We start from the raw sequence: 19,105 nt of genomic DNA, 5'->3' as shown, positions 1-19,105 counted from the left end.
ACGCGGTCACGAGCGGATGCAGCGGGCGGGCATCGCCACCCCTGACCGCTCGAGCGCATCAGGCGAGCCCGGCGCGCTCCTGCAGCACCGTCTTCAGGGTGGTGCGCGTGGCGTCGAGGCCGCGGTGCACTTCTTCGAAACTCGTGGAGAGCGGGGAGAGCCCGATGCGGAGGCCGCCCGGGTCGCGGTAGTCGGGGATCACGTCCTGCTGCCAGAGCCGGGCGGTCACCTCGCGCATCGCGGGGTGCTGCAGCGTGACGTGGCCGCCGCGCTCCTCGGGGTCGGCGGGGGAGGCGAGCGTCACGCCGAGCGGTGCGAGCCAGTCGTCGGCGAGGGTGATCGCGAACTCGGTGAGCGCGACCGACTTCTCGCGGAGTGCCGGCATGCCAGCCTCCTCGATCATCGCGAGCGTCTCCTCCATCGCGAGCATGCCGACGATCGGCGCGGTGCCCGAGAGGAAGCGGCGGATGTCGGGCACGGGCTCGTAGTCGGGCCCCATCGCGAACATGTCGGTCGTACCCCACCAGCCTTGGATCGGCTGGGCGATCGCGGCCTGCAGGTCGTCGCGCACGTAGGCGAACGCGGGTGAGCCCGGGCCGCCGTTCAGGTACTTGTAGGTGCAGCCGACGGCGAGGTCGAACCCCCAGAGGTCGGCCTTCACCGGCACCGAGCCCGCGGAGTGGCAGAGGTCCCAGAGGATCAGGGCGCCCGCGTCGTGCGCGATGCGCGTGAGTTCGGGGGCATCCGCCAGGTACGCCGAACGGTAGGCGACGTGCGAGACGACGACGAGCGCGGTCTCGGGGCCGACGGCCTCGGCGAGCTGCTCCGGCGAGACGCCGGCCGAGGTGTCGACCTCGATCCAGCGCAGGCGCAGGCCGCGCTCGCGCGCGATGCCGTCGAGCACGTAGCGGTCGGTCGGGAAGTTGTCGGTGTCGACGACGATCTCGCGACGCGCCGGATCGCGGGCGATCTGGGCGTCGACGGCCGCGCGGGCGAGCTTGTAGAGCAGCACGGTGGTCGAGTCGCCGATGATCGTCTGCCCGGCCTTCGCCTCGATCACGGCGCGGCCGATGCGGTCGCCGATCTCGGTGGGCAGCTGCAGCCAGGCCTCGTCCCACCCGCGGATGAGCCGGCCGCCCCAGTCCTCCCGGAGGAACCGCTCGACGCGCTCGATCGCCGACACCGGCGGGCGGCCGAGCGAGTTGCCGTCGAAGTAGACGAGATCGGTCTCTGCGCCCGCGAAGCGCTTGCGGTAGTGCGCGAGCCCGTCGGCGCGGTCCATGCGGCGGGCGAAGGCGAGATGCGGGTCGTGGGTCACCGGTGCTCCAAATCAACGTACGGCTGCAGGTCTTCGGCGGGCGAGAGGTCGGCGGTCGCCAGCCAGCCGGGAAGCTCGTCGAGGCTCGCGGGCGGCTCGCCCGGAACGAAGGTCGCGAGGGCGCCGTCGACCGCGACCGGCCACGGGTCGGTGAGTGCGGCGATCACGGCGGATGCCCCGAGGCCGGCGCGCACGAGCAGCGCGAGCTCGGCTGGGTTCAGGCCGAGCGGCTGATCGCCGTTGCCGAGGTCGGTGCCGTACAGCACGCGCCCCCCGGCCGCGTGGAAGCGGCCGAGGTTGTCGAGCTCGATCTCCGCCTCGGGGGTCGCCTCGCCGTAGCCCGCGACGAAGAGCGTCGAGATCCAGCACTGCCCGGCCGACACCGCCCGGCCGATGAGCGCGTCGTCGAGCCGCTCGGTGAAGGGCGTGTGCGCGAAGGCGTCGACGCCGGCGTCGATCGCGAGCCGCGACATCCCCTCGCCTTCGACGTGGGCGACCACGGGCACGCCGGCGGCGTGCGCGCTCGCGACGACCGCGGCGAGCGTCACCGGGTCGAGCACCGGCCCGGCGGCGAGGTTCAGCGCGACCTTGATGACGGATGCCCCGAACGCCAGCTGCTCGCCGACCGCCGTCTCGGCGGCCGTCGGCAGGGCGGCGCGCTCGTCGCCCGCCGCGACGACGATCTCGCGCGCGCTGCCTGGCGCGGCCCACGGTCGGTCGGACGGGTATCCGCCCGGCGCGGTGAGGAAGCTGCCGGCGAAGGCGACGCGCGGCACGCCGTCACGACGGGCGTACGCCGCGATCGTGTCGAGCGGGCCGCCGAGGTCGACGACGCCCGCGAGCGCGGTGTCGCGCAGGGCGTCGGGCCCGATCAGCATGAGGTGCACGTGGTGGTCGATGAGCGGCGGCAGCATCGTGCCCGTCTCGCCCGGGTGCTCCGCGCTCATCGAGCGGCGCACGCGCCGCGCGCCGGGCCCGAGGTCGAGCGGTGCGGGATCGAGGCGGCCGGGCATGCTCAGCCCGGGATCTCGGTGCGCACGGCGTACAGCTCGGGGAAGAACGTGAGATCGAGTGCCCGCCGCAGGAAGCTCGCGCCGCTCGATCCGCCGGTGCCCGTCTTGCTGCCGATGATGCGCTCGACGGTCTTCAGGTGCCGGAAGCGCCAGAGCTGGAAGTTGTCCTCCAGGTCGACGAGCTCCTCGCACGTCTCGTAAGCGGCCCAGTGCTCCGAGGTGTCGGCGTAGATCGAGGCGAACACCGGCACGAGCTCGGGGGAGAAGGTCCACGCCTGGGTGACGTCGCGCTCGAGGATCTCGGCCGGAATCGGGTACCCGGCGCGATCGAGGAGCCGGAGGAACTCGTCGTACAGGCTCGGCGATTCGAGGGCGTGCCGGAGGATCGCGCTCGCCGCGGCATCCGACTCGAAGACCTGCATCATCTTCGCGTTCTTGTTGCCGAGCACGAACTCGACCGCGCGGTACTGGTACGACTGGAACCCGCTCGCGTTGCCGAGCACGCCGCGGAACTGCGCGTACTCGGTCGGCGTGAGCGTCGCGAGCACCGACCACTGCTCGGTCAGCGTCTTCTGGATGTGCTTGACGCGCGCGATGCACTTCAGCGCCGGGGCGAGCTCGTCGGCGCGCAGCAGGTCGCGCGCGGTCTCGAGCTCGTGCAGCACGAGCTTCAGCCAGAGCTCGGTGGTCTGGTGCTGGATGATGAACAGCAGCTCGTCGTGGTGCTCGGGCCGTGAGATCGGCCGCTGCGCCGAGAGCAGCGTCGGCAGGTCGAGGTAGCCGCCGTAGCTCATGCGATCGCTGAAATCGGTGACGACGGATGCCTCGATCGTGCGGGTGTTGGCTTCGACGCCGTCGATGGCGCTGTCGATGGCGCCGTCGCCGGGTGCGGTTGGCTCAGTGGTCACGGCACCAGCCTAACCACGCGGGGTGGAGGCCGACACGGCGGGCATCCCCTTGCCGGCAGCACCGGCATGTGCCCGCCGCGTCGCGACCCTTCCCCCCAGACGGGTCATCGCCATCGTTCATTCGGGTAAACGGAGGTGACCCTCCGAATCATACGGCACCGACGCGCGTACAGTGAAAGCGTGAGTTCATCCCTGTCGCCTCGCCGTGATGCGAGACGCAACCATGAGCGCCTGCTCGCCGAGGCGAAGCAGCTCTTCGCCGAGCGCGGCATCGACGCGCCGCTCGACGAGCTCGCCGTGCGTGCCGGCGTCGGTGCCGGCACCGTCTACCGGCACTTCCCGAACCGCGACGCGCTCGTGCGCGAGCTCTACGACGCCGCGGTCACCGACCTGCGGGAGTTCGCACCGCAGTTCCTCGCCGCGGAGACCGGGTGGAAGGCGATCGAGCTCTGGCTCGACCTGGTCAGCGGATGGCTCGTCGCGTCGCCGCACCTGCCGGCGGTGATGCGTCGCGTCGCCGAACTCGACCCGACCCACCGCCCCGGCACCGAGTTCGCACCGATGATGGATGCCGTGGTGTCCCGGGCGAAGGCCGAGGGCACCCTGCGTCAGGACGTGACCGCGGTCGACCTCAGCATCATGGTCGACATGCTCGGCTCGCTGGGGCAATACGGCGGGGCGTACCTGCCGTACTGGCGTCGCCAGCTCGCGGTCATGCTCGACGGGCTGCGCGCCCGACCCGATCTCACGCCGCTGCCCGGCGAGGGCCAGGCGTTCGACGAATTCCACGACATGTCGCACGCGAAGGGCCCGTCGCCCGCGCCGCGCTGACCGCCGCCGCGCAACCAACTGCGCACGTCGAGATGACGCGAATCGACCTCGAGCGGTTGCTCGAGGTCGATTCGCGTCACTTCGGCGGGAGGTGCGAACGTCGCGGTTCAGCCGGCGGCGCGCACCACGACGAGGTTGGCCCACGGGTCGTCGAACGCGAGGGTGAGGCCGTCGTCGCGGGTCGCGACACGGTAGTGGCCCATGCGCTCGCCGAGGTCGCCGAGGTCGTCGGCGCTCGGCACGACGATCTCGACCTTGCCGAGCCCGAGCGCGAGCGCGCGACGGCCGGCGCCGCGGCTGTTCCACGTGTTCATGGCCATGTGGTGGTGGTACCCGCCCGCCGAGACGAAGAGCGCCTGGTCGCCCATCTCGGCCGTGGTCTCGAAGCCGAGCCGATCGACGTAGAACTCGCGGGCACTCGCGACGTCGCCGACCGAGAGGTGCACGTGGCCGACGACGGCTTCGCCCAGGCCGGTGCCGGCTGCCGCGGCATCCGCCCCGCCCTCGGTGAGGTGCTCGCGCAGGTACTCGTTGGGGTCGAGGTACAGCGTCGCCATCTCGATCGTTCCGTGCGTCCAGCTCCACTTGGAGCGGTCGCGGTCGAAGTAGAGCTCGATGCCGTTGCCCTCGGGGTCGGTGAAGTAGAAGGCCTCGCTCACGAGGTGGTCGGCGCTGCCGGTGAAGGTGCCCGGATGCTTCGAGGCCACCGAGTAGATCGCGGTCGCGAGCGCTTCACGGGTGTCGAAGAGGATCGCGGTGTGGAAGAGTCCGGCATCGCGCGGCGAGGCATGACGCAGCTCGGGCGCGTGCTCGAGGATCACGATCGGCGTCGAGCCGCGGCCGAGCACCGCGACCGGGCCGTCGTGGCTCAGCAGTTCGAGCGTGACGGCGTCGCGGTAGTAGCGGATCATCGCGTCGAGGTCGCCGACGCGCAGCGTCACGGCGCCCATGCCGGTGTCGGCGGCGAGCAGCCCGGCGCCCTCCGGCGCTCCATTGGTTGTAATCACAACTAATGATAACCGGGGGATCGCGCCGCGCATTCCCGATCGAGATCGTCGGAAACGGGACTGCCGCTCGAGCGCCGCCGTCCCTACGATTGAGGCACGCGGCTCCCGGGGATCATGGGGAGCCCTCTGGAGGGGACGAAGACATGGGCATGGACAACCTGGTGCTGTACGTGGCGACCTACGACGACGGTGCGACCGCCACCGACGAGTACCGCTCGCTCAAAGACGCCGAGGCGTCATCCGAGCTCGAGGTCGTGTCCTCGGTCGTGATGCGTCGCGGTGACGACGGCAGGGTCGCCGTCGACGAGCACGGCACCGGCCAGGTCGCCGCCGGCACGTGGATCGGCGGTGCTGCAGGACTCGTCGTCGGCCTCTTCGCACCCCCGCTGCTCGCCGCGACGGCCATCGGAGCGGGCGTCGGCGCCATCTCGGGCGCGATCGCGAAGAAGCACGACGAGAAGAAGGTGGGCCTCGAGCTCGAGGAGTACCTGCCGAAGGGGTCGTCGGCCATCGTGGCCGTGCTCGACGACAAGTACCTCGACCGCATCGACGCGGTGCTGACGAAGTACGCCAAGAAGGTCGACAAGGCGATCGATCGAGACGACTACGAGGCCCTCGAGAAGGCGATCAGCGAGGGCGGCGACAAGATCGCGAAGGCGATCGGCTCATAGGCGAGCGGATGCCGCGGCGCGAGCCGTCGCGGCATCCGGAGCTGTCGCTCAGGCGCCGGCCGTCAACCGGTCGAGCAGTTCGCGGTACTTCGCGGCGGTCTGCTCGACGATCTCGTGGGGGAGAGTCGGCGGCTCCTCTGAGACCTCCTGATCCCAGTTCGCCGAGAGCCAGTCGCGCACGATCTGCTTGTCGAAGCTCGCCATGCGCAGCTCGGGCGTCGCAGCGGTGGCGTACGCCTCGGCGTCCCAGTAGCGGCTCGAGTCGCTCGTCAGCACTTCGTCGGCGAGCGTGACGATGCCGGTCGCCCGGTCGGCGCCGAACTCGAACTTCGTGTCGGCGAGGATGACGCCGCGCGCCTCGGCGATCTCCGACGCACGGGCGAAGATCTCGAGCGAGAGCGAACGCAGCTGCTCGGCGGCGACCTCGCCCACGAGCTCGACGGTGCGCTCATAGGACACGTTGACGTCGTGCTCGCCGAGCGGCGCCTTCCAGGCCGGTGTGTAGATCGGCTCGGGCAGGCGGTCGCCGTTCGCGAGCCCCTCGGGCAGGGCGTAGCCGCCGATGGCGCCGGTCTCCTGGTATTCCTTCCATCCGCCGCCCGTGATGAAGCCGCGCACGACGCACTCCACGGGGAACATGTCGAGCGTGCGGCAGAGCGTGCCGCGCTCGGCGAGCTCGGCGGGCACCTCCGGCAGCTCGAGTGCCTCGAGGCGGTCGTCGAGCGGGTGCGCGAGGTGGTTCGGCACCTCGGGCAGCTGGTCGAACCACCAGCGGGTGAGGCTCGTGAGCATCGCGCCCTTGCCGGGGATCGCGGGCGAGAGCACCTGGTCGTAGGCGCTCACGCGGTCGGTCGCGACCACGAGCACGACGGGCGAGAGGCTCAGCGGATCACCCGTCCAGCTGTCGTCGTCGACGAGCAGCTTGGTCGGCACGTAGAGGTCGCGCACCTTGCCCGAGTAGACGTGGGTCCAGTCGGCGTACTCCTGCGATTCGCTCATGGCTTCCTTCATTCGGTGACGAGAGGCCTATTCGGCGACGCGTGCGGCGATGTCGGTGCGGTACTGGCCGCCGTCGAGCCGCAGGTGCCCGAGCGCCTCGTACGCGCGTCGGCGGGCTTCGGCGAATCCGTCGCCGACGGCGACGACGTTGAGCACGCGGCCGCCGGTCGCGATGAGCGGCAGCTCTTCGGCGCCGTCGCCGGTCGCAGCGCCGATCGCGGTCGCGGCGTGGGCGAGGTGCACTCCGGGCACGGATGCCGCGGCCTCGATGCCCTCGATGGCGCGGCCCGTCTGGGGCGACTCGGGGTAGCCCTCGCTCGCGAGCACGACCGTGACCGCGGCATCCGCTCGGAAGACCGGTCGCGGCAGCGAACCGAGCCCGCCGGTCGAGGCTGCCAGAAGCAGGCCGGAGAGCGGGGTCTCGAGGCGGGGGAGCACGACCTGCGTCTCGGGGTCGCCGAAGCGGGCGTTGAACTCGATCACGCGGATGCCGCGCGAGGTGAGGATGAGGCCCGCGTAGAGCAGGCCGATGAACGGGGTCTGCTCTTCGGCGAGCTTGTGCACGGTCGGCAGGGCGATCGTCTCGATGACCTCGTCGACGAACGCCGCCTCGCTGCCGAAGCGGCCGCCTCGGCCGTCGGAGGCGTCGGCGAGCCAGGGGAGTGGCGAATAGGCGCCCATGCCCCCGGTGTTCGGACCGGCATCGCCGTCGTGCAGTCGCTTGTAGTCCTGTGCGGGCGAGAGCGGCAGCACGTTCGTGCCGTCGGAGAGCAGGAACAGCGAGACCTCCTGGCCGTCGAGGAACTCCTCGATGAGCACGGGGCCCTGCTGCAGGTAGTGCGCGGCGTGCGCCACGGCGGCGTCGCGGTCTTCGGTGACGAGCACGCCCTTGCCGGCGGCGAGGCCGTCGGCCTTCACGACGTAGGGGGAGCCGAACTCGTCGAGCGTGGTCTCGACCTCGTCGAGCGTGTCGGCGAGGTTGGCACGGCCGGTCGGCACGTCGGCGTCCTGCATGATGCGCTTCGCGAATGTCTTCGATCCCTCGAGCGCGGCGGCGGCCTTGCCCGGCCCGAACACGGCGATGCCGCGGGTGCGCAGCGCGTCGGCGACGCCCGCGACGAGCGGCGCCTCGGGGCCGATGATGACGAACTCGATGTCGTTGTCGAGCGTGTAGTCGCTGACGAGCACCGGGTCGGTCGGGTCGAGCGCGATGGTCGTGACGCTGCCGCGCGCAGAAGACGTGGGGGATGCCGCGATGCCCGCGTTGCCCGGCGCCGCGATGATCTCGTGGCCGGCCTCCTCATCGAGGAGCGCGAGGATGATGGCGTGCTCGCGCGCGCCCGAGCCGAGGACGAGGATTCTCACCGGTTCAGGCTACCTCCTTGGGCTGCGCCCGCTTCGCCCCGTGACCTCGTCCGGTCGCGCGCGACCCGATGGGCGATGACCGGGTCGTGCTGCGAGAATGGTGCGGGTGAGCTCAGACACGACCGGCGCAGGCGCTGCGCAGACCCCGGGCGGCCTCGATGAGAGGCCCGAGGCCGCGGCATCCGGCCACCGTCTCTTCTGGTGGGTGCTCGGCATCGCCGCGTTCGTCGTGCTCATCGACCAGGCGAGCAAGTGGTGGGCCGAGGCCCAGCTCGGCGACGGCAGCACCATCCCGGTGATCGGCGACCTCATCCGCTTCGTCCTCGTCTACAACCCGGGCGCCGCATTCTCGATCGGCACCGAGTACACGTGGATCTTCGCGATCCTCGCCGGCGTCGGCGCGATCGCGATCGCGTGGTTCGCCTGGCGGGTCGGCTCGGTGGGCTGGACGATCGCCCTCGGGCTCATCCTCGGCGGCGCCATCACGCACCTCGGCGATCGCCTCTTCCGCGAGCCCGGTTTCGGCCGCGGCCATGTCGTGGATTTCATCGGGTACGGCGACTGGTTCATCGGCAATGTCGCCGACATCGCGATCTTCGCGGGCGCCGTGATGATCCTCGTGCTGACGTTCATGGGCATCGCACCCAAGGGCGGGCGCGTGCGGGACGACGCCTGACGGTCGGCGTCGGCGAGCGGCCCTGACGAGCGGCCCTGACGGCTGCGGGCCGCCGGTGGCAGAATGGCCGACATGGCACGCGTGAGGATCGGCGACGACATCGGGCGGGCGGCAGTGTCGGTCGTGCAGGCGGCGACGGCCGAGGGTGCGGATGCCGCGACATCCGTCGATCGTTCGACGCTCGCGCTCGCGGTGCGCTACTCGCTGCAGCTGCTCGCCGAAGAGGCGCCCGGCGGCACGGTCGAGGTGCGCGTGCCGCCGTTCGGCGCCGTGCAGTGCATCGAGGGTCCGAAGCACACGCGCGGCACGCCCCCGAACGTGGTCGAGACGGATGTCACGACGTGGCTCGCCCTCGCGACGGGCGCCCTTTCATGGGCCGACGCGCGTGCGGCAGGTCGTGTGCACGCCTCGGGTCAGCGGGCCGATCTCGGCGACGTGCTGCCGATCATCCGCTGAACGACTCGCGCGGGCTCTGCGCACGGCGCGGGACTCAGCGCACGGGCAGCACGAGCGGAGCCCCGGTGCGGGGATGCGGCACGACCTCGACCGGCTGGCCGTAGACCGCTTCGATGCGCTCCGCCGTCAACACGTCGGCGGGAGCACCCGTCGCGACGACCCGGCCGTGCCGAAGCAGCGTGATGTCGTCGGCGTAGGCGGCGGCGAGGTTCAGGTCGTGCAGCACGACGACGACCGTGGCGCCGGCAGCGGCGTGGTCGCGGGCGAGGCGCAGCACGTCCTCCTGGTGCTTGAGGTCGAGGGCGGCCGTCGGCTCGTCGAGGAGCAGCACGGGCGTGCGCTGCGCGATGACGCGGGCGAGGGCGACGCGTGCGCGCTCGCCTCCCGAGAGCGACGGCACGGTGCGGGCGGAGAGATGCGAGACATCCGTGGCCGCCATCGCCGCGTCGATCTCGCGATCGTCGTGCTCGGCCGCAGCGCTGCCGGCCCACGGATGCCGCCCCATCGCGACGATCTCCCGCACGGGGAAGGGGAACGAGACCGTGTGCTCCTGCGTCAGCACGGCGCGGAGTCGCGCAAGCGCCTTCGGCGACTGTCGGGCCACGGGCGTTCCGCCGAGGTGCACGGTGCCCGATGCCGCCGCTCGGTCGCCCGCGAGTGCCGCGAGCAGGGTCGACTTGCCCGCTCCGTTCGGGCCGATGAGCGCGTGCACGCGCCCCGGGGTGGCCGAGAAGTCGACCGCGTCGAGCAGGCGCACGCCGTCGATCTCGACGGCGAGGCCCGCCGCGGTGAGCGAGAGGCTCATCCCCAGCCTCCCGAACGGCGGCGCGTCCGGCGCAGCAGCCAGAAGAAGAACGGGCCGCCGATGATCGACGTCAGCATGCCGATCGGCAGGTCGGCCATCGGCACCATCGTGCGGGCGGCGAGATCGGCGAAGAGCAGCAGCACGGCGCCGCCGAGGGCACTCGCGACGAGCAGCGGCCGGTGCGCCGGGCCGATCACCATGCGCATGAGGTGGGGCACGATAAGTCCGACGAAGGCGATGATGCCCGCGAACGCGACGGCCGAGCAGACGAGCACGGCGACGACGACGATCGACACGATGCGCACCGCCTCGACGCGCACGCCGAGGTGACGCGCCCCGCGCTCGCCGAGCGAGAAGAGGTCGAGCGTGCGGCCGAGAAGGAGCGCCGCGGTGCCCGCGGCGATCACGAGCGGGAGCATGACGGCCACCTCGGGCCAGCGAGCGCCGTTCAGGGATCCGAGCTGCCAGAACACGATCTCCTCGCGGGAGCCCGTATCGCCGATGAAAGTGAGGAACGCGAGGGCGCCGCCCGCGAACGCATTGATCGCGATGCCCGTCAAGACCAGCGTGACCACCTCGGTGCGCCCGCCGGCACGGCTCGCGAGGTAGACCACGAGGGTTGCGCCGAGCCCGGCCGCGAACGCCGCGACGGCCGTCACCCAGTCGCCGAACGCCGTCCAGCCGAGCACGATCGCGGCGGCGGCGCCGAGCGCCGCGCCCGACGAGACGCCGACCACGCCCGGCTCCGCGAGCGGGTTCGCGAAGATCGCCTGCATGACGGTGCCGGCCATCGCGAGCGCTGCGCCGATGAGCAGGGCCATCGCGATGCGCGGGAAGCGGATGTTCCAGAGGGCCGAGTCGGTGTTGGGCAGGGCCTCGGGAGCGTCGCTCAGGCCGAGGCCGCGCAGGAGCGAGTTCCAGGCCTCGTGGGGTGGCACGGGCAGCTGCCCGGCGCCCGCGGAGATGACGACGCCCGCGACGAGCGCGACCGCGAGGCCGGCGAAGAGCAGCGTGCTGCGCGTGCGCGGGGTGACGCCGCGTTTCGCGTTCGACGCGAGGCTCGGGAGCACGGCGTCGACCGCGTCGGTGGGTGCGGCCGTCATCGGCGCCTCAGACACTTCAGACGTCGCAAGTGCTTCAGGTGCTTCAGGTGCTTCCGGTGCTTCAGGCGCACTCGCGCGCGTGTCAGTCATCGAGGTACCCCGACTGCTCGGGCGCCCACACCGCCCGGGCGAGGGCCTCGACGACCTGTGGCGCGCGCGGCCCGAAGCTCAGGATCTCGCTGTCGGCCATGTCGACGAACCTGCGGTGCAGGCCGGCCGGCGTCGACGCGAGCGCCGGTACGCGCTCGAGCAGACCGTCGATGCCGCCGGCCGACTCGAGGCCGCCGCTCATGAGCAGCACGACGTCGGGCTGGGCGGCGACGAGCGCCTCCGCCGTGACGGGTCGCATGCCCTCCCAGCCGATCTCGCTTGCGATGTCGATGCCGCCGATCGATTCGATGAGCGAGTCCGCGCCCGACTCGGCCCCGAAGAGGTAGTAGACGTTCGCCGAGCCCCGCACGTAGAGGAACGCGATGCGCGGTCGCACCGCAACGTCCGACGGGATCGCCGTGCCGATATCGGCGGTGACGCGGGCGAGGTCGGCGTCGACCTGCGCCGCGAGCAGTCCGCCGCGTTCGGGTACGCCGAGGGCTGTCGCGACCTGGTCGATGAGCTCGTCGATCGTGTCGAGGCTGCGCTCGGAGGTCGTGATCACCACGGGGATGCCGCTGTCGCGCAACTGGTCGAGCACGTCGAGCGGTCCGAGCGTCGTGTCGGTGATCACGACGGTCGGGTCGAGCGCGAGGATCGCCTCGGCGGTCAGGTTGTGGCCGCCCTGCGTGACGACGGGCAGAGCGGATGCCTCGGCGAACCCGGTCGAGCTGTCACGCCCCACGACGCGGTCGCCGAGGCCGAGGCCGAACACGGTGGCGGCGAGCGAGCCCGAGACGTCGATCGGCAGGATGCGCGAGGCATCCGTCACCGTGACCTTCGTGCCCTCGTCGTCGGTGACCGTCGCGGGAAGCTGCGGGGTCTCATCGGAGTCGATCATCGGCAGTGCGGCGTCGGCGAGGCACGCCGTCGACGGGCCCTCGATCGTGCGCGGCGACTCGTCGATCGCGAGTTCGGCGAAGGGGGTCGCGCTCGCCACGCACTGCGGCTCGGTGGTCGAGCCGCTCGCGGTGGCGACGCATCCCGTGGTGAGCATCGCCGTCACGGCGAGCACTGCGACGGACACGGTACGGGTCGCACGGGCAGAGATCGGGCGCGACGTGACATGGGAAGCCATGAAGTGAGGTAAGCCTTACCTTAAAGTTGACAGGGCGGCAGGCTTCACTCTAGCGTCATTCTTAGCTGAGGCTTACCTAACTCAGTGCACCCACTCCCACCCCTCGCTTGCGTCCGCCGCACTGTGCGCGCCGTCGCTTCGCCATGCCTGGAGGACCGCGTCGTGAAGACACCGTCACCGATATCCACCCACTCGAGGCGCTGGCTCGCCGGCTCCCTCGCGGCGCTGCTCGCCCTCGGCGGCTCGATCCTGACAGCGGCGCCCGCGCTCGCCGAGGAGATCGCTCCGGCAGCGGTCGCCTCGCCGTCGCTCACCGTGACGCCCGCCGATGAGGTGGACCCCGCGGTCGAGAACACCTTCACGGTCTCGGGCACCGGCTACCTGGGCGCAGGCGCGGCGAACGGCGCGTACGTGCTGCTCGGGGACGCTTCGATTGGTGCGTTCACGACGACGCTGAAGGTGCCGGCCGGGTCGTTCGACCCGGCGAAGTCCTACGTCGCGGCGACCTCGGCTGCGCACGGGCTGTCGGTCACCGACCGTTCGCTCGACGCGTTCTCGCCGATCACGATCGCACAGCCGACTCCGCCGGAGCCCGTGGCAGATCCGGTGCTGACCGTGTCGCCCTCGACCGAAGTCGACCCCGCGGTCGAGAACACCTTCACGGTCTCGGGCACCGGCTACCTGGGCGCAGGCGCGGCGAACGGCGCGTACGTGCTGCTCGGGGACGCTTCGATCGTGGGTGCCSGCCGGCTCGATCGTCGATGGTGCGTTCACGACGACCGTGAAGGTGGCGGCCGGTTCGTTCGATCCGGCGAGGTCGTACGTCGCGGCGACGTCCGCAGCACACGGCCTCTCGGTCACCGACCGTTCCCTCGACGCGTTCTCGCCGATCACGATCGCCCAGCCGGAACCCGAGCCGGTGGTGCCGACGGTGACGGTGTCGAAGACGGCAGGTCTGGATGCCGCGGGCGAGAAGGTCGTCGTGAAGGGCACCGGGTTCGTGCCGAACGCCCCTGCCACGAATGGGGCACGTCCGCCGCTGGCGGGCAAGTTCGCCGGTGCGTACGTGGTGTTCGGTTCGTTCGCCGAGAACTGGAAGCCGAGCGGCGGTGCCGCATCGTCGGCGCGAGTCGTGGACTCGCAGAAGTGGGTCGTCGATGCGGCCGATGCCGCGGCGATCGGCGGCGCCGCCGCGGGTGCGGTCGCGATCGGTGCCGACGGTTCCTTCGAGGTCGAGTTGACCGCACGCGAGTTCGAGAAGGCCCTCGCGGGTGGCAACTACGGCGTGTACACCTATGCCGGCAGCGGTGCGAAGGTGCCCGCGTTCGAGACGTACGGCTGGATGCCGCGGGTGAGAAGGTCGTCGTGAAGGGCACCGGATTCGTTCCGAACGCCCCCGCGACGAATGGCGTGCGTCCGCCGCTGGCGGGCAAGTTCGCCGGCGCGTACGTGGTGTTCGGTTCGTTCGCCGAGAACTGGAAGCCGAGCGCCGGCGCTGCGTCGTCGGCTCGGGTCGTGGACTCGCAGAAGTGGGTCGTGGATGCGGCCGATGTCGCCGCGATCGGCGGCGCCGCCGCGGGTGCGGTCGCGATCGGTGCCGACGGTTCCTTCGAGGTCGAGCTGACCGCACGCGAGTTCGAGAAGGCCCTCGCGGGTGGCAACTACGGCGTGTACACCTATGCCGGCAGCGGTGCGAAGGTGCCCGCGTTCGAGACGTACACCCCCGTCAGCTTCGCGACGGAGCCGGTGGTGCCGACGGTGTCGGTGTCGAAGACGAGCGGGCTGGATGCCGCGGGTGAGAAGGTCGTCGTGAAGGGCACTGACCGCACGCGAGTTCGAGAAGGCCCTCGCGGGTGGCAACTACGGCGTGTACACCTATGCCGGCAGCGGTGCGAAGGTGCCCGCGTTCGAGACGTACACCCCCGTCAGCTTCGCGACGAAGGAGCCTCCGAAGCCCGATCCGGGGCCGGGCACTGGGCCCGTTGCGCCGATCGCGAGCGGATCGCTCTCCTGGGGCGTCTCCGGTGCGTTCCGCGACTACGTCGTCGGCAGCATCGCGAAGGGCTCGATCTCAGTCGGTTCCGGCGCGACCCAGTCGGGCGGCCTCTTCCAGTTCGGCCAGACCGGCGGCACCTACAGCCAGGTGACCGGCACCGGCACCGCCGCCTACGCGGGCTCCGTGCGGTTCACCGGTCACGGCGGCCTGCTCGACCTGACCTTCGCGAACCCGACCTTGCGCGTCACCACTCCCACGAGCGGCGTGCTCGAGGTCTCGGTCAACGGCTCACGGGTCGACCTCGCAGTCGTCGACCTCGCGCGCGGCTCGAAGTCGCTCGTGAACGGTGCCACCCGCATCGCGAACACGCCGGTCACGCTGACCGCTGCGGGAGCCGCCGCATTCGAGGGGTACTACTCCGCCGGAGGTGCGCTCGACCCGCTGACGGTCGTCATCGGCACCCCGGGAGCTGCGCCGGCCGGGAACTCGGGCACGGTCGCCACCACGTCTGCTGCGAAGGCCTCGGCGAGGGTGGTGCCGGCGACTCCGCCCTCGACGACGGGCATCACGCTCGACCCCGCCACGCTCGCCGCACTCGCGGCCGGCAAGCAGGTCACGGTGGCGGTCGACGGTTTCCAGCCGAACGAGGCCGACATCATGGTCGTCGTCTACTCGACGCCGACCGTGCTCGCGCGCGATCTCGTCGCCGACGCGAACGGCGTCGTCACCTGGACGGGCAGCCTGCCCGCCGGCCTCGCGCCCGGCGATCACACGTTGACCTTCCAGGGGTCGACGGCAAAGGGCATCCGCTTCACCGTCAGCGCCCCCGCAGGTCTCTGCACCGTGACCGATGCCACGCTCGACTGGGGTTTCAAGGCCTCGTTCCTGCAGTATCTCGAGAGCGGCATCGCGAATGGAGAGTGGACGGTCACCGGGGCGAGCGAAGAGGACGGCGCGTTCGGGTTCACCGGCGGCTCGGGCTCGATCGAGGCCGAGTCCGTGCGCGGCCTCGTCGCGTTCCCCGGCTCGATCGAGTTCACCGGCCATGACGGAGCACTCGACACGACGATCGCGAACCCGTCGATCGAGTTCGTCGGGAACGACGAGGCCTATCTCCGGCTCGACGTGACCGGCACGACCCAGCAGGGCCAGCCGGTCACCGCGACGGCCGTGCGCTTCGCCGCGCTCGACCTCGAGGGGGCGCTCGAGCGCGCCGGTGACGCGCTCGTCGGCACGGTGGTTCCGGCCGAGTTCACCGAGGAGGGCGCCGCCGCGTTCGGCACCTACGCGGGCGGCGAGGACCTCGACCCGGTCTCCTTCGCGATCGCGCTTCCTGCCGACTGCGGCGTCGAGGCGGATGTCGCGAAGCCCGAGGTGCAGCCGGCGGTGGCCGACGACTCGACGGCCGCGACGACGGCTGCCGAAGGTCCGGCCGCCTGGCTCATCTGGCTGCTCGTCGCCATCGTCGCGCTCGCGATCGCCGCACTCGTGGCGTTCCTGATCCTCCGGAGCCGTCGCGCGGCCAGCTGACCGGTTCGGTACGAGAGAGGCCCGCCCCGGAGGGGGCGGGCCTCTGCCGTGCTCCCACCGCGGTCGCAGCGAAATGCGGGACAATGGAGGGGTGACCGACCCCCTGAACACGCCCGAACCCGAGAGCACCCCGAACGGCGTCCCCGGCGCCGAGGCATCCGTGCCGCTCGAGCACGAGGTCGAGCGCGACCTCGTCACCGTGCGTCGCGCCCCGCGCTACTCGCGGTTCATGACCCTGGGGGCACTCGCGGGCGCGGTCGTGGCGCTGATCCTCACCGTGAGCTTCCCGGCCAACGACGACTTCGACATGGGCCAGGTGTTCGGGTTCCTGCTGCTCGCCTGCGCGGCGATCGGCCTCGCGCTCGGTGCACTCGTCGCCCTGCTGATCGATCGTGCCACCGCGCGCCGGGCGAAGTCGGTCACCGTCGAACACGAGACGATCCACCCCGTCGACGAGTAGCGTTCGCGGGCCGGCGCAACGCGCCTAGCTGAGCTGCGTGCGCTCCACCCAGCCGAGGTACTCCTCGGTGACGGTGCCGGTGACGTAGTCGCCCGTGAAGCACGACAGGTCGAGCTGTTCGATCGAGGTGCCGTCGGTGATCGCGGCCTGGAGGTCGGCGACCTCCTGGTAGATCATGTGGTCGGCGCTCAGCTCCGACGCGATCTCGGGGATCTTGCGGTTGTAGGCGATGAGTTCCTGGCGGCTCGGCATGTTGATGCCGTACACGTGCGGGAATCGCACCGGCGGGGCCGCCGAGGTGAACGTCACCTTGTTGGCACCGGCTGCACGGGCCATCTCGACGATCTCCTTCGAGGTCGTGCCGCGCACGATCGAGTCGTCGACGATGAGGATGTTCTTGCCCTTGAACTCCGTGCCCATGGCGTTGAGCTTCTGGCGCACCGAGCGCTTGCGCTCCGCCTGGCCGGGCATGATGAAGGTGCGGCCCACGTAGCGGTTCTTGTAGAAGCCCTCGCGGTACTCGATGCCGAGCTTCTGCGCGACCTGCATCGCAGCGGGGCGCGAGGAGTCGGGGATCGGCATGACGACGTCGATGTCGCCCTTGTCCATGTGCGTCTCGATCGTCGTCGCGAGACGGTCGCCCATGCGAAGGCGCGCCTCGTAGACCGAGATGCCGTTCATGATCGAGTCAGGGCGGGCGAGGTAGACGTACTCGAACGAGCACGGCACGAGCATCGGGTTCTTCGCGCACTGGCGCGAGATCATCTGGCCGTCGAGGCCGATGAAGATGGCCTCACCCGGGTGCACGTCGCGCACGATCTCGTAGCCGCCCGATTCGAGCACGAGCGACTCGGATGCCACGATCCACTCGTCGCGGCCGTTCCCGGCGGTGCGGCGGCCGAGGATGAGGGGCCGGATGCCGAACGGGTCGCGGAACGCGAGGAGGCCGTAGCCGGCGATCAGTGCGATGACCGCGTAGGAGCCCTCGACTCGCTCGTGCACCTGCTCGACGGCGGTGAAGACCTGGTCGGGGTCGAGGTCGAGCCCCGTGATCTGGCCCTGCAGCTCGGTGGCGAGGACGTTCAGCAGCATCTCGGTGTCGCTCGTGGAGTTCACGTGACGGCGGTCGATGCGGAAGAGGTCCTCCGACAGTTCACGCGTGTTCGTGAGGTTGCCGTTGTGCACGAGGGTGATGCCGTACGGCGCGTTCACGTAGAACGGCTGGGCCTCCTCTTCGCGCTCGGCGGCGCCCTTCGTCGCGTACCGCACGTGACCGAGACCCATGTTGCCGATGAGCGAGCGCATGTCGCGCGTGCGGAAGGCCTCGCGCACCTGCCCGCGCGCCTTCGTCATGTGGAAGATGGGGCCGTCGGCCGTCGCGATGCCGGTGGAGTCCTGGCCGCGGTGCTGCAGCAGCAGCAGGCTGTCGTAGATCTGCTGGTTGGCCGGTTCAGTGGAGACGATTCCGACGATGCCGCACATGCGAGCGATGGCTCCTCGAAGGTGGGGGAAGTGTCCGAGCAGGACTCCTCAATCCTCGCATACGCGCGCGTGTGAGCCGGCTGAGCGAACGCTGCTGCTCAGCTGAGCAGATGCGAGCGCGGAATCAGTATTCCGACGGCTTCGCGAGCACGGCCATCGTGCAGCGCGAGACGCAGACGAGCTTGCCCGCGGCATCCGTGATCCTGATGTCCCAGACCTGTGTCGTGCGGCCGCGCGTGAGGGGCATGGCCTCGCCGTAGACCCAGCCCTCGGCGACGGGGCGCACATGGTTCGCGTTGATCTCCATGCCGACGCAGTAGAACTTCGAGGGGTCCACCGTGAGCGTCGCGCCCCAGCTCGCGAGCGTCTCGGCGAGGGCGACGGATGCTCCGCCGTGCAGCACCCCGCCGGGTTGGCGGGTGCGGTGGTCGACCGGCATCCGGCCCTTGAGTGAACCGTCGGTCGTCTCGGTCAGCTCGATGCCGAGGGTGCGGATCAGGGTGTCGTCGCGCGCGTTCGCCCACTCCAGTGAGGGCTCGCCGAACCAGATGCTCATGCCGTCGAGTCTGGCACGCGGGCAGCGCCGAGCCGGTCTATGCGAGCTCGGCGATGATCGGGTGCATGGCGTCGTCGAACGCCGAGGCATCCGATCGCAGCGAGTCGGTCACCGCGACGGTCATGTCGCCGATCCACCAGACGCCCGACTCGGCGAGCGGCACGACCTCGACGTTGAGTTCGAAGGAGTGGGCGCGGCGCCCGACCTCGCGTTCGTGCTCGGCGATGGTGCCGGCGTAGGCGCGATACGAGTCGCCGCGGCGGGAGGCCGACGCGTTGCGGTAGCCGTCGTGCGCCCAGTCGGCCCAGGCTCGCGCCGCCTCCGCGTGGGGCAGGATGGCTGCGGCGAGCACCTCGGCGCCCGACGTCGGCAGCGCGACCTCGGTCTCGTAGGCGTCGACGAGCTCGAGCGGCACGGCCGACGGATGCGTCTCGGGTTCGACGGTCATCGCCCACCAGGTGCGCCACTGCTGCTCGAGACGGTCGTGCTGATCGATCTCGAGGCGGTCGCCGACGGGCCCGACGTCGCGCAGGCGCGGCAGTTCGAGCGGGGAGGCGATGCCGAGGACTTCGCGCAGGTAGAGGGCGAGGAGGACCGGGCGACTCGCGTTCTCACGGATCACCCACGACGGTGTGCCCCCCGGCTGCATGGCTGTATTTTAGTCCGCCGTTCGCCCGGCGGCACGGTTCGGCACGCGGAGA

Annotated in this window: 21 protein-coding genes; 7 read left to right on the top strand and 14 right to left on the bottom strand. The window is 70.9% G+C overall.

Going from position 1 to position 19,105, the window contains the following annotated elements; genetic code table 11:
• Positions 1-58 precede the first annotated feature (58 nt).
• Genes ASD23_RS14520 through kynA form a run of 3 tightly spaced genes read right to left on the bottom strand, consistent with a single transcriptional unit; the run spans position 59 to position 3,191 of the window.
• Positions 59-1,282: a kynureninase gene (locus tag ASD23_RS14520; protein ID WP_082571572.1), complete on the bottom strand. Its 1,224-nt coding sequence runs from the start codon at positions 1,280-1,282 to the stop codon at positions 59-61.
• A 32-nt stretch (positions 1,283-1,314) separates the two neighbouring features.
• Positions 1,315-2,331, bottom strand: a complete 1,017-nt coding sequence (locus tag ASD23_RS14515; RefSeq protein ID WP_056012009.1) for an amidohydrolase family protein — start codon at positions 2,329-2,331, stop codon at positions 1,315-1,317.
• Between the two features lie 2 nt (positions 2,332-2,333).
• Positions 2,334-3,191: a tryptophan 2,3-dioxygenase gene (gene kynA / locus ASD23_RS14510; protein WP_056013327.1), complete on the bottom strand. Its 858-nt coding sequence runs from the start codon at positions 3,189-3,191 to the stop codon at positions 2,334-2,336.
• A 228-nt stretch (positions 3,192-3,419) separates the two neighbouring features.
• Here kynA and ASD23_RS14505 point away from each other — a divergent pair, with 228 nt between their 5' ends.
• Positions 3,420-4,070, top strand: a complete 651-nt coding sequence (locus tag ASD23_RS14505; protein WP_056012006.1) for a TetR/AcrR family transcriptional regulator — start codon at positions 3,420-3,422, stop codon at positions 4,068-4,070.
• Positions 4,071-4,177: 107 nt separating this feature from the next.
• Here ASD23_RS14505 and ASD23_RS14500 read toward each other — a convergent pair whose 3' ends face one another.
• A complete protein-coding gene (locus ASD23_RS14500) occupies positions 4,178-5,020 on the bottom strand; it encodes a VOC family protein (protein ID WP_056012004.1) in 843 nt (280 codons plus the stop codon).
• A 200-nt stretch (positions 5,021-5,220) separates the two neighbouring features.
• On the opposite strand from ASD23_RS14500, the gene ASD23_RS14495 reads away from it, so the two are divergent.
• Positions 5,221-5,748 (top strand): DUF1269 domain-containing protein, encoded by a 528-nt coding sequence (locus ASD23_RS14495; protein WP_082571474.1) that lies wholly within the window; start codon positions 5,221-5,223, stop codon positions 5,746-5,748.
• A gap of 48 nt (positions 5,749-5,796) precedes the next feature.
• Here ASD23_RS14495 and ASD23_RS14490 read toward each other — a convergent pair whose 3' ends face one another.
• Together ASD23_RS14490 and purD are read right to left on the bottom strand one after the other, a co-directional pair.
• Positions 5,797-6,747, bottom strand: coding sequence for a phosphoribosylaminoimidazolesuccinocarboxamide synthase (locus ASD23_RS14490; RefSeq protein WP_056011999.1), 951 nt, complete (start codon positions 6,745-6,747; stop codon positions 5,797-5,799).
• Between the two features lie 27 nt (positions 6,748-6,774).
• The gene (purD, locus tag ASD23_RS14485; RefSeq protein ID WP_056011996.1) at positions 6,775-8,112 is read right to left on the bottom strand and encodes a phosphoribosylamine--glycine ligase; all 1,338 of its coding nucleotides are present in this window, start codon (positions 8,110-8,112) and stop codon (positions 6,775-6,777) included.
• A 106-nt stretch (positions 8,113-8,218) separates the two neighbouring features.
• Here purD and ASD23_RS14480 point away from each other — a divergent pair, with 106 nt between their 5' ends.
• Both ASD23_RS14480 and ASD23_RS14475 read left to right on the top strand, forming a co-directional pair.
• A complete protein-coding gene (locus tag ASD23_RS14480) occupies positions 8,219-8,788 on the top strand; it encodes a signal peptidase II (RefSeq protein ID WP_235507749.1) in 570 nt (189 codons plus the stop codon).
• Between the two features lie 72 nt (positions 8,789-8,860).
• Positions 8,861-9,244 carry a sterol carrier family protein gene (locus ASD23_RS14475; RefSeq protein ID WP_056013318.1) on the top strand — a complete coding sequence of 128 codons (384 nt, stop codon included), beginning with the start codon at positions 8,861-8,863 and terminating at the stop codon, positions 9,242-9,244.
• A 34-nt stretch (positions 9,245-9,278) separates the two neighbouring features.
• Here the strand turns inward: ASD23_RS14475 and ASD23_RS14470 are convergent, their stop codons facing one another.
• From ASD23_RS14470 to ASD23_RS14450, 4 genes are all read right to left on the bottom strand, one after another.
• Positions 9,279-10,049, bottom strand: a complete 771-nt coding sequence (locus tag ASD23_RS14470) for a heme ABC transporter ATP-binding protein (protein ID WP_056011994.1) — start codon at positions 10,047-10,049, stop codon at positions 9,279-9,281.
• Positions 10,046-11,152, bottom strand: a complete 1,107-nt coding sequence (locus ASD23_RS14465; protein WP_082571471.1) for a FecCD family ABC transporter permease — start codon at positions 11,150-11,152, stop codon at positions 10,046-10,048. The genes ASD23_RS14470 and ASD23_RS14465 overlap by 4 nt, the downstream gene beginning before the upstream one ends.
• An 82-nt stretch (positions 11,153-11,234) precedes the next feature.
• Complete coding sequence (locus ASD23_RS14460) at positions 11,235-12,329, bottom strand: heme/hemin ABC transporter substrate-binding protein (RefSeq protein WP_235507748.1); 1,095 nt, start codon at positions 12,327-12,329, stop codon at positions 11,235-11,237.
• A 542-nt stretch (positions 12,330-12,871) separates the two neighbouring features.
• Positions 12,872-13,054, bottom strand: coding sequence for a hypothetical protein (locus ASD23_RS14450; protein ID WP_056011986.1), 183 nt, complete (start codon positions 13,052-13,054; stop codon positions 12,872-12,874).
• A gap of 65 nt (positions 13,055-13,119) precedes the next feature.
• Here ASD23_RS14450 and ASD23_RS14445 point away from each other — a divergent pair, with 65 nt between their 5' ends.
• On the top strand, positions 13,120-13,749 hold the full coding sequence (locus ASD23_RS14445) for a hypothetical protein (protein ID WP_056011983.1): 630 nt from the start codon (positions 13,120-13,122) through the stop codon (positions 13,747-13,749).
• Positions 13,750-14,056: 307 nt separating this feature from the next.
• Here the strand turns inward: ASD23_RS14445 and ASD23_RS18925 are convergent, their stop codons facing one another.
• Complete coding sequence (locus ASD23_RS18925) at positions 14,057-14,200, bottom strand: hypothetical protein (RefSeq protein ID WP_157377106.1); 144 nt, start codon at positions 14,198-14,200, stop codon at positions 14,057-14,059.
• A gap of 47 nt (positions 14,201-14,247) precedes the next feature.
• Here ASD23_RS18925 and ASD23_RS14440 point away from each other — a divergent pair, with 47 nt between their 5' ends.
• A complete protein-coding gene (locus ASD23_RS14440) occupies positions 14,248-15,906 on the top strand; it encodes an HtaA domain-containing protein (RefSeq protein ID WP_056011980.1) in 1,659 nt (552 codons plus the stop codon).
• A 91-nt stretch (positions 15,907-15,997) separates the two neighbouring features.
• On the top strand, positions 15,998-16,366 hold the full coding sequence (locus ASD23_RS14435) for a hypothetical protein (protein ID WP_056011976.1): 369 nt from the start codon (positions 15,998-16,000) through the stop codon (positions 16,364-16,366).
• Between the two features lie 24 nt (positions 16,367-16,390).
• Here the strand turns inward: ASD23_RS14435 and purF are convergent, their stop codons facing one another.
• The 3 genes from purF to ASD23_RS14420 all read right to left on the bottom strand — a co-directional run bounded on the left by purF (position 16,391) and on the right by ASD23_RS14420 (position 19,053).
• The gene (gene purF / locus ASD23_RS14430; RefSeq protein WP_056011973.1) at positions 16,391-17,848 is read right to left on the bottom strand and encodes an amidophosphoribosyltransferase; all 1,458 of its coding nucleotides are present in this window, start codon (positions 17,846-17,848) and stop codon (positions 16,391-16,393) included.
• Positions 17,849-17,972: 124 nt separating this feature from the next.
• Positions 17,973-18,404 carry a hotdog fold thioesterase gene (locus ASD23_RS14425; protein ID WP_056011966.1) on the bottom strand — a complete coding sequence of 144 codons (432 nt, stop codon included), beginning with the start codon at positions 18,402-18,404 and terminating at the stop codon, positions 17,973-17,975.
• A 37-nt stretch (positions 18,405-18,441) separates the two neighbouring features.
• Positions 18,442-19,053, bottom strand: coding sequence for a hypothetical protein (locus ASD23_RS14420; protein ID WP_056011963.1), 612 nt, complete (start codon positions 19,051-19,053; stop codon positions 18,442-18,444).
• Between the last annotated feature and the right edge of the window lie 52 nt (positions 19,054-19,105).

Source organism: Agromyces sp. Root1464, assembly GCF_001427265.1.
GTDB lineage: Bacteria > Actinomycetota > Actinomycetes > Actinomycetales > Microbacteriaceae > Agromyces > Agromyces fucosus.
The sequence above is the reverse complement of the archived record's forward strand: the minus strand, read 5'-3'. Positions and strand labels throughout refer to the sequence as shown.

Coding starts and splice junctions, on each gene's coding strand:
- ASD23_RS14520 (WP_082571572.1), bottom strand. CDS start 1,282: ATGGACCGCGCCGACGGGCTCGCGCACTACCGCAAGCGCTTCGCGGGC.
- ASD23_RS14425 (WP_056011966.1), bottom strand. CDS start 18,404: ATGAGCATCTGGTTCGGCGAGCCCTCACTGGAGTGGGCGAACGCGCGC.
- ASD23_RS14470 (WP_056011994.1), bottom strand. CDS start 10,049: ATGAGCCTCTCGCTCACCGCGGCGGGCCTCGCCGTCGAGATCGACGGC.
- ASD23_RS14475 (WP_056013318.1), top strand. CDS start 8,861: ATGGCACGCGTGAGGATCGGCGACGACATCGGGCGGGCGGCAGTGTCG.
- ASD23_RS14495 (WP_082571474.1), top strand. CDS start 5,221: ATGGGCATGGACAACCTGGTGCTGTACGTGGCGACCTACGACGACGGT.
- ASD23_RS14465 (WP_082571471.1), bottom strand. CDS start 11,152: ATGACGGCCGCACCCACCGACGCGGTCGACGCCGTGCTCCCGAGCCTC.
- ASD23_RS14490 (WP_056011999.1), bottom strand. CDS start 6,747: ATGAGCGAATCGCAGGAGTACGCCGACTGGACCCACGTCTACTCGGGC.
- ASD23_RS14515 (WP_056012009.1), bottom strand. CDS start 2,331: ATGCCCGGCCGCCTCGATCCCGCACCGCTCGACCTCGGGCCCGGCGCG.
- ASD23_RS14420 (WP_056011963.1), bottom strand. CDS start 19,053: ATGCAGCCGGGGGGCACACCGTCGTGGGTGATCCGTGAGAACGCGAGT.
- purF (WP_056011973.1), bottom strand. CDS start 17,848: ATGTGCGGCATCGTCGGAATCGTCTCCACTGAACCGGCCAACCAGCAG.
- ASD23_RS14500 (WP_056012004.1), bottom strand. CDS start 5,020: ATGGGCGCCGTGACGCTGCGCGTCGGCGACCTCGACGCGATGATCCGC.